This window comes from Anabaena sp. UHCC 0451 (assembly GCF_034931405.1).
Lineage (GTDB): Bacteria > Cyanobacteriota > Cyanobacteriia > Cyanobacteriales > Nostocaceae > RDYJ01.
This window is the reverse complement of the sequence record NZ_JAYGHA010000004.1, coordinates 127,334-142,345: the sequence shown is the minus strand read 5'-3', so window position 1 is coordinate 142,345 and position 15,012 is coordinate 127,334. Positions and strand designations below refer to the sequence as shown.

The window sequence follows — 15,012 nt, the reverse complement described above, 5'->3', positions numbered from 1 at the left end:
ATCCCTATATATACTTTCTAGTTTAGCGTCCTTAGTTAATAGTCAAGTTAATCCTTTGAAAAATTAAAATTTTGGGAATTTAGAATGATTTTATTGCAAAAAATTCGTCAAACATTGTTAACCATCAGCCTAGTTTTATTAGTTTCAACTTTTATAGGATTAGGTTTATTTTCTGGAGATAGTTGGGCTGCAACTTCATTCAGTGATTTAATCAACCCATCGCCTATTCAAATAGCAATGATGAATAAAGTCAAGGCAGCTTCTAAAAATATTGAAGGTAAAAGTCAAGAAATATACGGCAATATTACAGGCGATCCCAAAGACCAAGTTCTGGGTAAAGCTAAACAAGCAGAAAGCCAAGTTCGTAAATCAATAGACGATGTGAGGTTATCAGGAAGATCAAAAGCAGTATCTAAAAATATTGAAGGCAAAAGTCAAGAAGCAATGGGCAATATTACAGGCGACCTGAAAGACCAAGCTGCGGGAAAAGCTAAACAAGTAGAAAGTCAAGTTCGTAACACAATAGAAGATGTGAAAGATAATATTCAAAACATCCTCAATTAAGGGAGAGAAAACAGCACTCTCTCATTAAAACAGCGAAATTTAAAGGCTGATCAGTCATTTTTTAATTTGACTGATTCAGAAGCAGATTTTTAAAATTCATTTGTGTCCTAATTCCAACAATTATTTCTGGTAATAAGCATGACTAATCCCAAAAATCCTAATCCTAACAACCGTGAAGATAATGTAACAAAGGAAATAGAAACCTCTTATGGTGACGCTTACTCTGATGGTCGTGTCTCTGGAAGAAAACTCAAGAACGAAGCAGAAGTACGCGATCAAAACAATACTGCTGGTGGCTTGTTAATTGGTATCGGTATTGCCACTTTGTTAGGACTGAGTGGACTTGCTTACTACTTGTGGGGGCGGCCACCAAGCAATCCGATAATTGTTACACCTGCACCGGCTCAACAGCCAGCTAAACAGACAACTATTATCGAAAAGACGAATACTGTTGAGCGTGTTCCAGTCCCAGTTGTTGTTCCTCTTCCCCAACAAAGTGTGCCTAATGTCAATGTTAAAGTTGACGCTCCACAGTCACAAGTACCTAAACAAGAGAAGAAGGAGATTGTCCCTAATAATCCACAACCTGCTCCCGCTACACAGAACACGACGATTAATGTAGCGCCTCCTGAGTCATCGACTAAGATTCCCACATCGGCCTCTAGTCCAGATCCGAATTCAAAAACGCAGACATCTCCTAATCAGCCCAAGACTAATTCAGATGCTGGTAATATAAAGGATTCCAACCCCTAGTACCGCTTCGCGGAAGTCAAAAGTCAAAAGTCAAAAGTCAAAAATAATAGGTCGTAAGCTTTTTAGGACTTGAGAATGGTTGGTTTATTTACGCCGTGCTGTACTAGATAAAACAGCCTTTAGCCTTGAGACATCTGGTGAACAAGAAGTAAAACGCAGAATACCCACCTGTGTAACATAACAATTAAAGGCTCTTGTTTCATCTAGTTTTCCAAACTCCAACCCAAAGCTGCGGCTATTTGTCCAGCTAATTCTAGAGGATTAAATGGTTTAGCGATCGCTACACCAGCCCCAGGTATGGCACTTTTTATACCCAACTCAGCATAGCGACGACGATCAGCAGCTTGGATTTTTGCAGTTAACAAAATCACCGGAATTTCTTTTGTATTTGGATTTGCTTGTAAACCTGCAAAAGTAGCAATTCCATCCATATCTGGCATCATTACATCTAGTAAGATGGCATCGGGTTGGTACTTTTCTGCTTGTATTATTCCCTCTTTTCCAGAACTAGCTGTCACCACATCCCAACCGGCAACAGTTTCTAAACAAATCTTGGCCACTTCTTGAATATACTGCTCATTATCAACTACTAAAATTCGTTTTGTTGCCATTATTCCTATCCTCTGATCAATTTTAGATTTTAGATAATTCAAAGTAGATGGGGAAATCATTTTAATTATTCACATTTTTTTTGATGTCTCCTTCAATGACTATGGGTAATTCTTTGCAGTAGATACATAACTCTTTGTTCAAATTCCTGGATAGTAACTCTTCCTTTAGTCAGAAATTCTGTGTGTCCTAATTTTAGTCGATGGCGTTCCGAATCATCTAAATCTTTAGCAGAATAAACAACTACTGGAATACTACAAAGTTGGTTATGTTTTTTTAACCAATCCACAACTGTAAAACCATCAGTTTCCGGTAGAATTAAATCAAGAATTAGTAAATCAGGATTAACTTTTTGGCTGAAATGAATAGCTTCTCTACCAGTTTTAGCAATGAAAGTTTCAATATCATGTCTCTCGAACAAAGTCACTAATAAATCGGCTAAGTCATTATCATCTTCAACAATGAGAATCTTCACTTTTCTAGAAGGTTCAGAGATAACTTTTCGCAAGGAACTTAACAGGTAACTTTCTTGAAGTGGCTTACTTAACCAATCAACAAAATCAGCACTGGCTTGATTACTTTTCGTGGGCTGATAGACACTACAAATCACAATTGGTATATCCTGAGTATCTGAGCGTTCTTTTAATAGTGCCATTGTTTCCCAGCCATTGATACCTGGCATCAGCAAATCTAGTAAAATTACATCTGGATGTTGAGCAACTGCTTGAGCGATCGCTTCTTCACCATTATTTACCGTAATTACTCGATATCCTCCTTGTTCCAGCAACTGTTTTACCTCAGTGCGGATAACAGCATCGTCATCACAAACTAAAACTAGAGGAGAGTTTTGATTAGAAATTAGAGTTTCTTCAGTCGCAGAATTTGCTAGTTCAGAAGTTTGATAAATCTCGGAAATCGGCAAAGTAAAATAAAAATTACTACCTTCATGTAAAACACTTTCCGCCCAAATTTGTCCACCATGTTGCTGTATAATGCTCTTACAAATAGCTAAACCTAAACCAGTACCATCATGGTTGCGTGAATCTGAAGAATCAACTTGTTGAAATCGTTCAAAAATACTATCTAACTTATCAACGGGTATTCCTCTTCCAGTATCTTTGACTGTCACCAGAATCTCATCTTTTTTCAATTCTGTCATCAACCAAACTGTAGAACCAGGACTAGAAAATTTAATAGCATTACTCAATAAATTAGTCAGAGTTTGGACGATTCGATCTGGATCAGCCCATAGTTGTACAGATAAACTAGCAATAGATAAATTGACCTCAGCTTTATGAGCTAGAGGCTGCATAATATTCACAACCGACTTAACCAAATCCTCCAAATTGCAGTTTTCGCGTTCCATTTTCACCTTACCCGATTCGATGCGCTCAATATCGAGAATGTCATTAATTAATCTCACCAATCGTTCAGTGCTATCAGTAGCAATTTGCAGCAACCGTTTACCTTGTTCTGAGTCTGTTGGTAACAAACCACTCGCTAACATTCCTAAAGAACCGTGAATTGAAGTTAGGGGAGTACGTAGTTCATGACTGACTACAGACACAAACTCATCTTTCATTTTCTCTATTTGTTTGCGTTCAGTTATATCACGCAATATAACTGTATAGACACATTCTTCACCGATATCTAATTTGGAAATAGAAGCTTCAGAGGGAAATTCAGTTCCATCTTTACGGCGACCAAATATTTCCCGTCTTTCACCCATTCTGCGAGCCGGACTAGGAGATTTGCCAAAATCAGAGACATGATGGCGATGTTGTTCAGCAAAGCGCATTGGTAGCAATAAATCTAGACGTTTTCCTAGAACTTCTGGGGCTGAATAGCCGAAAATCTTTTCTGCACCTTGGTTAAATAAAGTAATCTGCTGATTACTATCAATAGAAATAATGGCATCATCAGCAATACTTAAAATGCCTTCAAACCGAGTTTGGGAAATTCTCAGAGCTTCTTGTGTGCGCCGTCTTTCATCCAGTTGTGACTGCAATTGATGATTAACAGTAATTAACTCGGCTGTACGTTCGACTACTCTCAATTCTAATTCGTCCTTGGCTTTTTGCAGTGCTGATTCTGTTATAAATTGAGATTGATGAGCTTCTCTTTTATTAACTTGATTATTCTGGGTCTGTGCCATTCTTCGTAACAGTTTTACCCGTTCTAATCTGTTAATAATGCGGTTGACAAGTTCTGAGCCAATAATGGGTTTGCTAACAAAATCATCAGCCCCGGCGCTAAAAACTTTATTCACAATTTCCGCATCATTATGGACAGTTAAAAATAAAATTGGTAATTCACTTCCTTGGGGATGATTGCGAACCAGTTGACATAATTCAATCCCATTTGTATTTGGCATTTCTACATCCAGAATCAGCATATCTGGCTGGACACTTTGCCAGGTTTTCCAAAATTGCAGAGGATCATTAAGTGGAATAATCTCCAGTCCCCAAGGTGTCAGTAATGTTTGTAATAATGCTAAAATTTGTGGGTCATCATCTACTACTAATATTTTGGCTTTAGTTGCTGTTTGATCTTCTAATTCTTGCTCAACAACTAAAGGCAGTTGATATTGATGGTTTTTATTTGGTAAGGATAAATTATCCTGATTTTTGCGATCAATTTCTTGACGTAGCAATTTAACCCAATTTTGGAGGTTAGTTATGTCTGTTGCAGTTAAGTTTTGACCAGATTTCAGTAACTTCTCAATTTTTCTAGCTAATTCTGAACCATAAGGCAAACTAAAAGTTCCTAAAGAACCTGCTAAAGTGTGGGCTTCTGTAGCTGCTTGCAATCGCAATTCTGGATTAAAAACTGGATTGAAAACTTGTTGAGCCGCTTGTTCTAAGATGGTAACTTGCTCTTCTATCCTGCCCCGAAATCGTTGCCAAATTTCCCCAATAGCTGTTAATGTTTGCTGGGTTTTTAAATTAGTATCTCTGTCTTTTTCTCCCTGCGTTCCCTCATTTTCCAGGGGTTTGAGACGATAACCAATACCATATACTGTTTCTACTAAATCATGAGATGCTCCCACTGATTTTAGCTTCATCCGTACACCTTTAATGTGGGTGCGAACTGCTTCTTCTCCTGGCGTGTCTTCATAGGACCAAAGATGCTCTAAAATCATCCCACAGCTAAATACTCGGCGATTATTTCGCATCAAAAGTTCTAACAGGGAATACTCTTTTGGAGTGAGTGAGAGCAGCTTTTGGTGATATGTGACTTCACAGCTACTGGGATCTAATCGTAAATTTCCCCACTCTAATATAGGTTGTGAGGTAATGCTACCCCGTCGCAATAATGCCCTGACACGGGCTACTAGTTCTTCTTGTTCAAAAGGTTTAACTACATAATCATCAGCACCAGCATCTAAGCCAATAGCCTTATCATGGGAACTATCGCATCCTGTTAATAATAAAATTGGTACTTGCCGACCACTAGAACGAATTTTTTTACATAAACTAATACCGTCAAGTTTAGGCAATATGACATCTAAAAGAATTAAATCATAATCGTAAGTTTCGACTAAATCCCAGGCTGCATCACCATCAGTCGCTACTTCTACTGCATAGTTTTGGTCAGTGAGAACGGCGGTAAGTGCATAAGCATTTAATTCGTCATCCTCGATAACTAAAATTTTCATTAACAGCTTCCCTGCTTTTTAGGTTTAATAAAGTTGAGTGCAAAGCAAACAACCTTATAGTAAAATAAATTATCTTCTATTTGTAATAAATTACATAACTTTAACTCTATACCTTAAGTATTAAAATTAATGAAGAAATATCTAAATACATCAAAATTCAGCTATAGACTGAGTGATGTTAGCATCCAGATCAATTGAGCAATCAATAGTCAAATTTAACCAGAAAATGAGTTCTTCTCTAAACCGTATTATCCATATTATTGATTTTATTTTTCCCTGCTTACAGGTGTAGACAGCTAATGTGGAAACAGCTTGGAAAACAAGTTCGCCAGGTAATATCAACAGAACAGAGTAATAGTTTGGTGATTGCTTCTGCGACTGCTGCGGTCGTAATTTTAACAAGTTTAACAGGCATTTTTCAACTTCTGGAATGGGTGGTTATCGATCAATGGTTTAATCTGCGTCCGCTTGAACCTGTGGATTCTCGCATTGTCATAGTGACAATTAATGAAGCAGATATTAACAGTGTGAAGCAGTGGCCAATTCCTGATCAGGTTCTAGCAAAATTGATTGAAAAACTCAAGCAGCACCAACCCAGGGTGATTGGTTTAGACATTTATAGAAATTTGCCCGTATTACCTGGTCATGAACAATTAAAACAAGTATTCCTATCAACACCTAATCTCATTGGTATAGAAAAGTTAGTTCCACCTGCTATCGCTCCACCACCGCAAGTACCGCAGGAGCGGATTGGCTTTTCTGATATTGTGTTAGATGCTGATGGTAATGCACGACGGGGTTTGTTGTTTGCAGATTTGCCAAATCAACCTAGTAAGTTTGGTTTTGCGACTAAAGTAGCTTTAGAGTATTTAAAGCAGGAAGGAATTATACCGCAATTATTAGATCAAAATAGTCGCAAAATTAAACTAGGAAATGTAATTTTTGCACCTTTAAAAGCAAATGATGGTGGTTATGTGGGTGCAGATGCTGGTGGTTATCAGATTTTAATGAATTTTCGCGGGGGAGAATCTCGGTTTCAAACTATTTCCATGATAGAGGTGTTAAAGAGTCAAATTCCCGCTCATCTATTTAAAGATCGCATTGTTTTGATTGGCACAACAGCAGAAAGTGTTAGAGATATTTTTGAAACTCCTAATGGCAGAATACATGGAATTATTTTTCATGCTAATTTAATTAGTCAAATTGTGAATACAGGTTTAGAAAATCGTCCCTTTATCCAAACTATTCCTGACTACCTAGAATGGGTTTGGATTTGGATATTTTCATTACTGGGAACTATAGTTAGTTTGCAATTACTTCAGACTCGTGTTTGTTATCAAAAAAGTTCACCTTATTGCTTAGTGATAGGTATGATTTTGCAGGGTGGATGTTTATTAATTATTCATTATTTCATTTTTATCAATGGTTGGTGGTTGCCTATAGTATCACCTTTATTATCACAGATTATTGTGGCAATTGCCAATACCAGTTATTACAATCAAAAGCTGCGATTACAAGCTTGTATTGATGATTTAACCCAAGTGGCTAACCGTCGTCATTTTGATGACTGTTTAAGAAACCAGGTGTCAAAAAGAGGAAATGTTAGTTTAATTCTTTGTGATGTTGATTGCTTTAAAATCTATAATGATACCTATGGACATCAGGCGGGAGATAAATGTCTTACTCAGGTAGCTGCGGCTATTTCTGCTGCTGTGCGAACCTCTGATGTAGTTGCTCGTTATGGGGGAGAAGAATTTGCGGTAATTTTACCAAATACTAATTTAGAAACAGCCGCTCGAATAGCAGAACAAATTGTTAATCAAGTGAGAAGTTTAAATATTTCTCATATTAATTCTACAGCCCGTCCTTTTGTTACCCTCAGTTGTGGTGTAAACTGTATGAAAATTACTTCTGACGTTTTAGCATCAGATTTAATCCTCAATGCCGATAGAGCGTTATATATGGCTAAAAATCAAGGACGCGATCGCTTTATCTTATATACTGATTCAATAATTAATAGGCAGTCAAATGAATAACAAAAACATTAATATTGAATATCTTAAATTTATTACCTATTTCCTAATTGTCTGGTTAGGTAATACAACATCTGTAAAAGCACAAATCATTCCTGATCAAACTTTACCACAACCATCATTAGTGGAGCAGCAAAGTAAAACATTAAGCATTACAGGTGGAACTACTGCTGGTGTCAACTTATTTCATAGTTTTGAACAATTTTCAGTATTAACAGGTGAAACTGCCTATTTCAATAATGCTGCTAACATTCAAAATATCCTCACAAGAGTCACAGGTAATTCACTATCCAATATAGATGGATTGATTCGCGCTAATGGGAACGCAAATCTATTTTTAATTAACCCGAATGGGATTATTTTTGGTAATCATGCAGCCTTAGATATTGGCGGTTCTTTTCACGCTACTACGGCAGATAAAATTAAATTTTTTGATGGTAGTGAATATAGTAGTATCAATCCTCAACAACCACCATTATTAACTATTAATCTCACACCAGGATTGCAATATGGGACAAGTAAACCAGGAGCGACAATTGTTCAAAATGGAAATTTAACAACAACAAAAGATTTAGAATTAGTAGCAGATAAATTAGATTTACAGGGAAAATTCCAAGTTGGAAGGGATTTAACTTTACAAGCTCAGTATACAGTGCTGGTTAGAGATACAGCTACAAATCCTTTTATTGCTAATGCTCATAGAGATATCATCATTCAAGGCAATAAAAGTATTGATATTTCTAGTTTGAATCATCCTGAAAGTGAGTTAATTTCTGGTAGAGATATGATATTTATATCTCCTATTCGCATATTAAGTAATGCTAGATATACGACAGGGGGTTATTTCACAACAGCAGAATTAGATGGAAGTTTAGTAGATTTTTTAATTCCCCATGAGCGCGTAATTAAAGCAACGGGAGATATCACCTTAGAAGATTATACAGGTTCATCTTTATATATTTTGGCTGGTGGTAAAGTCCAATTAGGTAACGTCACAATTAACGGCAATGATAACGGAATTGTCAGTAAATTAATATCCGATGGTAAAGGTGGAAATCAAACTGTCACAGTCAACGCCAAAAACGATGTTGGTATTTTCGATGTGCGTAATGGAATTGATTTACAAAAAATACCAAAAGATTTATTAGACAATTCTATTTCATTCTCTGAAGTTAACCCCATATTTAGTAATCAAACTAATCCCAATAGTGCCGATATCATCATAGGTAAACTATTTAATATTGATTTTGATGAAAAAAGTATTACCAATTATGGAGGTTTAATAGTATTAACCAATGAATATCAACCCAATCCTAACTTATTACCCCAATTTGCAAATATTCGGGTTGGGAATATTGATACTGGATTTGGAAATGGCACAAATGTCAGTGATGTAACTATCACAGCTAAAGGAAATATCGAAACACAAAATATATTCACCTACTTATATTCAGATGTTGGCATAGAGAGAAATGGGGGAAATATTACCCTGACTGCGGGAGGAAATATTCACAGCAAATTATTAGACTCCACATCAAGTTCATATTTGGGAACAGTAGGAAATGGCGGAGATATTACTCTTAATGCACTGGGTAATATTCATACAGAATTCATTTCTTCCTTTTCAAATTCATATTTGGGAACATCGCAAAATGGCGGAAATATTATCCTCAATGCTGGTGGTAATATTCTCACAGAATTGTTAGACTCTGGTTCAAGAGGGGGGAATGGTGGAAATATTCATCTCAATGCTGGAGGAAATATTGAAACTAAAAATATCTTTTCTAACTCAGTGGGTATTTTTTCAGGTGTAGGTTCTAGCACAGGAGGAAATGCCGGATTTATTAACATTAATGCTGGGGGGAATATCAAAACCGAAAATATCTTTTCCGTAACCTTATATACTAATGGTAATTTTGGTAATGGTGGTGATATAACCCTCATCTCTGGAGGAAATATTGAAACAAAAAAAATTAACTCTGATTCATCTGACTCTGGGGATGGTAACACAGGAAATGGTGGAAATATTACCCTCATATCTGGCAGAGATATCAAAACAACTAGCTTAAATTCTGTCTCATCTGCTGTAAATGGTAACACAGGAAATGGCGGAAATATTACCCTCAAATCTGGAGGAGATATTGAAACAATAGGTTTAGATTCTTACACATTTTCTGCTACTGGCAACACAGGAAATGCCGGAGATATTACCCTAGAACTATCTACAGGTAAGATATCTATTCCCTATTTTAATTCTTCGACAGAAGGTAAAGGAGGAAACGGAGGAACAATTACCATCAGCGCAGATGAATTAAATCTTAATAATACCATTATCAAATCTGACGCAACTGTAAATGGAGGAAAAATTGCATTACAAGCACCTACTATCAAATTAGCCAATACTGATATTAGTAGTACCAGTTTTGGTAATGGAAATTCTGGTGAAATTTTCCTGATATCTGCCGGTGATATTTTTTTAGATGATAGCCGCTTGTTTACAACTTTAGAACCAGGTTCTACAGGTATGGGTAGTGATATTCAGATTCAAGCAAGAAATTTGAACTTAACAAATTTTTCTTTAATTGATACAGGAACGTATAGCAGTGGTAATGCTGGAAATGTCAACATTAAAGCTGAAGATATTTCTCTAGAAGCTGGTAGCAGTATTCGTAGTTTAACAACTGGAAAAGGCAATGCAGGAAACATAGTTTTAGATGTGAATAGAGCAATTTCACTAAAAAATGTTAGCAGCATTAGTACAGCAGCAACGGCCACAGCATCAGGTAATAGTGGTGATATTAATGTTAGTTCTCACCGCTTATCTTTAGGCGAAGGTTCTCAACTGCAAGCATTAACCCAAGGGACAGGAAAATCTGGAGATATAGCACTAAATATAACTGATGAAGTTGAAGTTTCTGGAATAAGTGCTGATGGTTTGCTCAGTGGAATATTTACCTCTAGTGAAGGCATAAATAGCGGCATTGGCGGAAAAATTGAAGTTGATACAAATAAGTTATCTCTAAGAAATGGGGGTGTATTTAGCGCCCAAACTTTTAGTCAATCCGATGGTGGTAATATTATTATTAATGCTAATACTGTTAATTTAATTAATGGGGGACAATTGCTCACCAGTACCTTTGGTGCAGGTAAAGCTGGTGAAATTAATGTCAATGCCACTAATAGTATCAATATAAAGGGAATTGATGCCAACTTTGCCAACCGTTCTCAACCAGCAAAGTTACTGCGGCAAAATGTCGATGTTAAAGATTATGATGGTTCTGCATTTTGGGAATTTCCTCAAATTAAACCAAGTTTCCAAATTTCTCAAATCGAGCCGAATAATTCTATTACTAAAAGTCAAAATCTTGAAGATAGACAGTTTCTAATTAACAGTTCCCAAAAGCCCAATCCTAATGTAGAATTTTCTACTAGAGTTCCTTATGTTTCCATCGGAGCTAGGGGAAATGGCAGTGTTGATGTTTATGCTTTTAAGGTCAATGCTGGAACAAGAGGCGTTTTTGATATTGATGATACTGGTTTTGCATTTGATGAGCAATTTAATAGTTTAGCCGGAACAGATACTAAATTAACTCTGTTCAATAGCCAAGGTCAGGTATTAGCATCTAATGATAATACTTCTGCTGCTTTAGGTGCAAAAGGTAGTGATACTTTTTTGACACTACAACAAGACCCTTATTTTAGATATACTTTTACTCAAACAGGGACTTACTACATTCAAGTTAGTAACTTTGATGGTAGGGGTATTTCTAAACTTGGTAAGAATAATGTACCGAGTCACTATGATTTGCAAGTTTCTCTAGAAACTCCTCCTATCCAAGCTAGTACCTCTAATGGTGGAGCTAATTCTGGTATTTTTGCTAATACATCTAGCACCGGAAAAGCTGGTAATATTACCCTGAAAACTTCACAAATAGAACTCAAAAATCAAGGAAGTTTATCTGTTCAAGCAACTAATGGCGGTATTGCTGGTAATTTGGATATCACAACCCAGGAATTAAATCTTACAGATAACTCAAAAATCACAGTTAGTAGTCCTTTAGGGAAAGCCGGAAATTTAACAATTAGGGCAGATAATCTATTTCTCAATCAAAGTAAATTAACCGCAGAAACAGGATTAGGTGATAGTGGAGATAATGCCAATATTCGGTTATCTTTGCAAGATTTATTATTCATGGAAAATCAAAGTCAAATTTCTGCCCAAGCTTTTAATAATGCTAACGGTGGTAATATTAATATTGAAGCCGGATTTGTAATTACCAATCCTTTTAGCAATAGTGATATTATCGCCAATGCAGTGGCAGGAATGGGGGGGAATATCAATATAACAACTCAGTCAATGTTCGGATTAACGGCTAATCAAATGTTAACACCTTTGAGTGATATTAGTGTTAGTTCACAACTAGGAGTTGATGGCGTAATTATTATTAATACCATGAATGTAGATCCGAAAAGTGGACTAATTGAACTTCCCAATAATTTAATAGATGCCACTAAACAAATAGCTCAAACCTGTCAACCACGTAACCGTATTAATAGCTTTATCGTCACGGGGCGCGGTGGTTTACCTCCTACTCCTAGAGAGGCTTTAGACACATCATCAGGCTGGATAGATTGGCGAATTAATGAGAAAATTGATAGGGAAATTACCCAAAATCAAGAAAAAACATCTCCGCAGATTCAAGAAGCAACAGGTTGGATAATCTCACCAGAGGGTAAAGTGACTTTGGTAGCGGTAAATGAGGATAATTTACAATCTTCTGCATCTGGCAATTGTCCATAAGATAAACTGCGTATAATTTACACATTGTCAGTTAATAAATTTGAAAACAGAAAACAATGTATAAGAGAATTAGCACAAAATTTATTTGCTATATACTAATTACTGGCTTAATAGTAATCGGCATACATTCCCTAACATTAGCAACAATAAAACCAGCAATTTATAATATTCAAGAAAATCATAAAATTCAACAAGGACAACGTTTTTATCAAGCTGGAAAATTCCGTGAAGCTGCCGAAGTTTGGCAAGCTGCTGAAGTAGAGTTACAATCCAAAAAAGATGATGGGAATCACGCATTAGTATTGAGTTATTTGGGGTTGGTTTATCAGCAGTTGGGACAGTCTGAACAGGCACAAATTGCCATAGAATCAGCTGGGAAACTAGCTAAAACAAGTTCTCAATCAACAGATTTTTTAAAAGGACAAATTCTCAATATTAAAGGACAGTTAGAACTAGCACAAGGAAAACCACAAAAAGCACTGGAAACCTGGGAAGATGCAGAAGAATTTTATCAAGTTGCTCAGGATAGTCAAGGAATAATTGGTACAAAAATTAATCAATCCCGCGCTTTGCAAATGCTCGGATTTTATCGTCGTGCTAGAAAAAATTTAGAAGAGGTTGAACAAAGGTTACTAAAACAATCAGAATCTAGTTTAAAGGCTGTGGGATTATTGAATTTGGGTAATGTTCTTCGCGTAACTGGCTATTTTAAAGAAGCGCAATCTGTGTTAGAACAAAGTTTAGCTGCTGCCCAAAAAATTCAATCTTTATCAGATATACAAATAGCATATTTAAATTTAGGAAAACTTGCCTTTGCTCAACAAAAATATGAGCAAGCGAATAATTATTATCAACAAGCTAATATTGAAAATAGTTCGGTGAAACTTTCAGCACAATTAAATTTATTAGAGGGTTTAATAGCTATAAATAAAACGGTGGAAGCTGAAAAAATTCAACAACATCTTCAAGCAGAAATTAATTTATTACCACCGAATCAACATAGTATTTTAGCTCGGATTGCATTAGCTAAAACTTTGATGAAATTGGAACAGAATGATGTTAATGTGGGAAAAATGCTAGGAATAGCTGTAAAACAAGCTGAAGACTTTGGTGATGTGAGATTACAATCTTACGCATTAGGACAATTGGGACAATTATACGAAAAAAATCGTCAGTTTTCAGAAGCGCAGACAGTAACTGAATCAGCCCTAATTCTTGCTAATAAGGTTTATGCTTCAGATATTGCCTATCAATGGCAATGGCAGTTAGGAAGAATTTTACAACAACAGGGAGAAAAATCAAAAGCGATAGAAAATTATACTGCATCTGTGAAAAATTTGGGATCACTTCGTAATGATTTAGTTGCCATTAGTCAAGATGCACAATTTTCTTTTCGTGAACAAGTTGAACCTGTTTATCGTGAATTGGTAAATTTGCTTTTACAAGATCAAAATCCTAGTCAATTTAACCTCAACAAAGCACGAGAAGTAATTGAATCTTTGCAAATTGCCGAATTAACAAATTATTTCCGAGAAGCTTGTTTAGATAATCAAACCGAATCTATAGATAATGTTGATGCAAATACGGCTGTAATTTATCCAATTATTTTACCAAATCAGCTTTCTGTGATTGTGTCTTTACCAGGAAAACCATTGCGGTATTATAGCACGGTGAAACCAGAAGCAGAACTAGAAGCAGCTATGAATCAAATGCGGCAATCTTTGCGTTCTACTTCTTTTCTACAGGAACGTTTAACTATTGCCCAAAAACTTTATAATTGGTTAATTCAACCTGCAATAAATGATTTAACTAAGTCAAAAATTAAAACTCTTGTGTTTGTATTAGATGGAAGTTTAAGAAATTTACCGATGGCAGCTTTACATGATGGAAAACAATATTTAATTGAAAAATATAGCTTGGCTATTACACCAAGTTTAAAATTATTTCGTCTTAAATCTCTATCTCGTGAAAAAATCGGAGCTTTGGTGGGAGGTATTAGCGAAAATACCCAAAATTTCCCCGCCTTACCAGGAGTTAAACAAGAAATTAGAGATATTAGTAATCAAGTTCCAGCAGAGGTTTTGCTGAATCAGACATTGACAAATAATGCTTTGATTAAAAAAATAAAACAATTGCCTTTTACTATTTTACATTTAGCAACTCACGGACAATTTAGTTCTAATCCTGAGCAAACTTTTATTGTTACTTGGGATGGAAAAATAAAATTGCAAGAATTTGATCAACTAATTGCTAATCGTGAAATTAACAATAATTCCCCCATTGAATTATTAGTATTGAGTGCTTGTGAAACTGCAAAAGGTGACAAACGGGCGGCTTTAGGTATTGCTGGAGTAGCAGTTCGTTCTGGCGCACGTAGTACCGTAGCAACGCTGTGGTTAGCCAACGATGAATCAACGGCCGAGTTTATGGCTAAATTCTATGAATTATTGACTCAACCAGAAATGACGCGAGCAGAAGCAATTCAACAAGCACAATTACATCTACTTAAACAACCTCAATATCAGCATCCTTTTTATTGGGCAACATTTATTTTAGTTGGTAGCTGGTTGTAAGAATTGTTGCTTAGTACCGAG

The 15,012-nt window shown here is 36.0% G+C and carries 7 protein-coding genes; 5 read left to right on the top strand and 2 right to left on the bottom strand.

Annotated elements, in window-relative coordinates:
- Window positions 1-381 precede the first annotated feature (381 nt).
- Window positions 382-564 (top strand): CsbD family protein, encoded by a 183-nt coding sequence (locus VB694_RS04530; RefSeq protein ID WP_416233464.1) that lies wholly within the window; start codon window positions 382-384, stop codon window positions 562-564.
- Between the two features lie 138 nt (window positions 565-702).
- On the top strand, window positions 703-1,317 hold the full coding sequence (locus tag VB694_RS04525) for a hypothetical protein (RefSeq protein WP_323359121.1): 615 nt from the start codon (window positions 703-705) through the stop codon (window positions 1,315-1,317).
- 203 nt (window positions 1,318-1,520) lie between these two features.
- Here the strand turns inward: VB694_RS04525 and VB694_RS04520 are convergent, their stop codons facing one another.
- Together VB694_RS04520 and VB694_RS04515 are read right to left on the bottom strand one after the other, a co-directional pair.
- The gene (locus VB694_RS04520; RefSeq protein ID WP_323359120.1) at window positions 1,521-1,928 is read right to left on the bottom strand and encodes a response regulator; all 408 of its coding nucleotides are present in this window, start codon (window positions 1,926-1,928) and stop codon (window positions 1,521-1,523) included.
- Between the two features lie 92 nt (window positions 1,929-2,020).
- Window positions 2,021-5,584: a response regulator gene (locus VB694_RS04515; protein WP_323359119.1), complete on the bottom strand. Its 3,564-nt coding sequence runs from the start codon at window positions 5,582-5,584 to the stop codon at window positions 2,021-2,023.
- 299 nt (window positions 5,585-5,883) lie between these two features.
- Here VB694_RS04515 and VB694_RS04510 point away from each other — a divergent pair, with 299 nt between their 5' ends.
- The 3 genes from VB694_RS04510 to VB694_RS04500 are packed head-to-tail and all read left to right on the top strand — an operon-like array spanning window position 5,884 to window position 14,991.
- On the top strand, window positions 5,884-7,620 hold the full coding sequence (locus VB694_RS04510) for a CHASE2 domain-containing protein (RefSeq protein WP_323359118.1): 1,737 nt from the start codon (window positions 5,884-5,886) through the stop codon (window positions 7,618-7,620).
- Complete coding sequence (locus VB694_RS04505) at window positions 7,613-12,418, top strand: filamentous hemagglutinin N-terminal domain-containing protein (RefSeq protein WP_323359117.1); 4,806 nt, start codon at window positions 7,613-7,615, stop codon at window positions 12,416-12,418. The genes VB694_RS04510 and VB694_RS04505 overlap by 8 nt, the downstream gene beginning before the upstream one ends.
- A 56-nt stretch (window positions 12,419-12,474) precedes the next feature.
- Window positions 12,475-14,991: a CHAT domain-containing protein gene (locus VB694_RS04500; RefSeq protein WP_323359116.1), complete on the top strand. Its 2,517-nt coding sequence runs from the start codon at window positions 12,475-12,477 to the stop codon at window positions 14,989-14,991.
- Window positions 14,992-15,012: the final 21 nt, after the last annotated feature.

What these genes read in the sequence shown, in the direction of transcription:
- VB694_RS04525 (WP_323359121.1), top strand. Translation starts at nt 703, where the DNA reads ATGACTAATCCCAAAAATCCTAATCCTAACAACCGTGAAGATAATGTA.
- VB694_RS04520 (WP_323359120.1), bottom strand. Translation starts at nt 1,928, where the DNA reads ATGGCAACAAAACGAATTTTAGTAGTTGATAATGAGCAGTATATTCAA.
- VB694_RS04515 (WP_323359119.1), bottom strand. Translation starts at nt 5,584, where the DNA reads ATGAAAATTTTAGTTATCGAGGATGACGAATTAAATGCTTATGCACTT.
- VB694_RS04510 (WP_323359118.1), top strand. Translation starts at nt 5,884, where the DNA reads ATGTGGAAACAGCTTGGAAAACAAGTTCGCCAGGTAATATCAACAGAA.
- VB694_RS04505 (WP_323359117.1), top strand. Translation starts at nt 7,613, where the DNA reads ATGAATAACAAAAACATTAATATTGAATATCTTAAATTTATTACCTAT.
- VB694_RS04500 (WP_323359116.1), top strand. Translation starts at nt 12,475, where the DNA reads ATGTATAAGAGAATTAGCACAAAATTTATTTGCTATATACTAATTACT.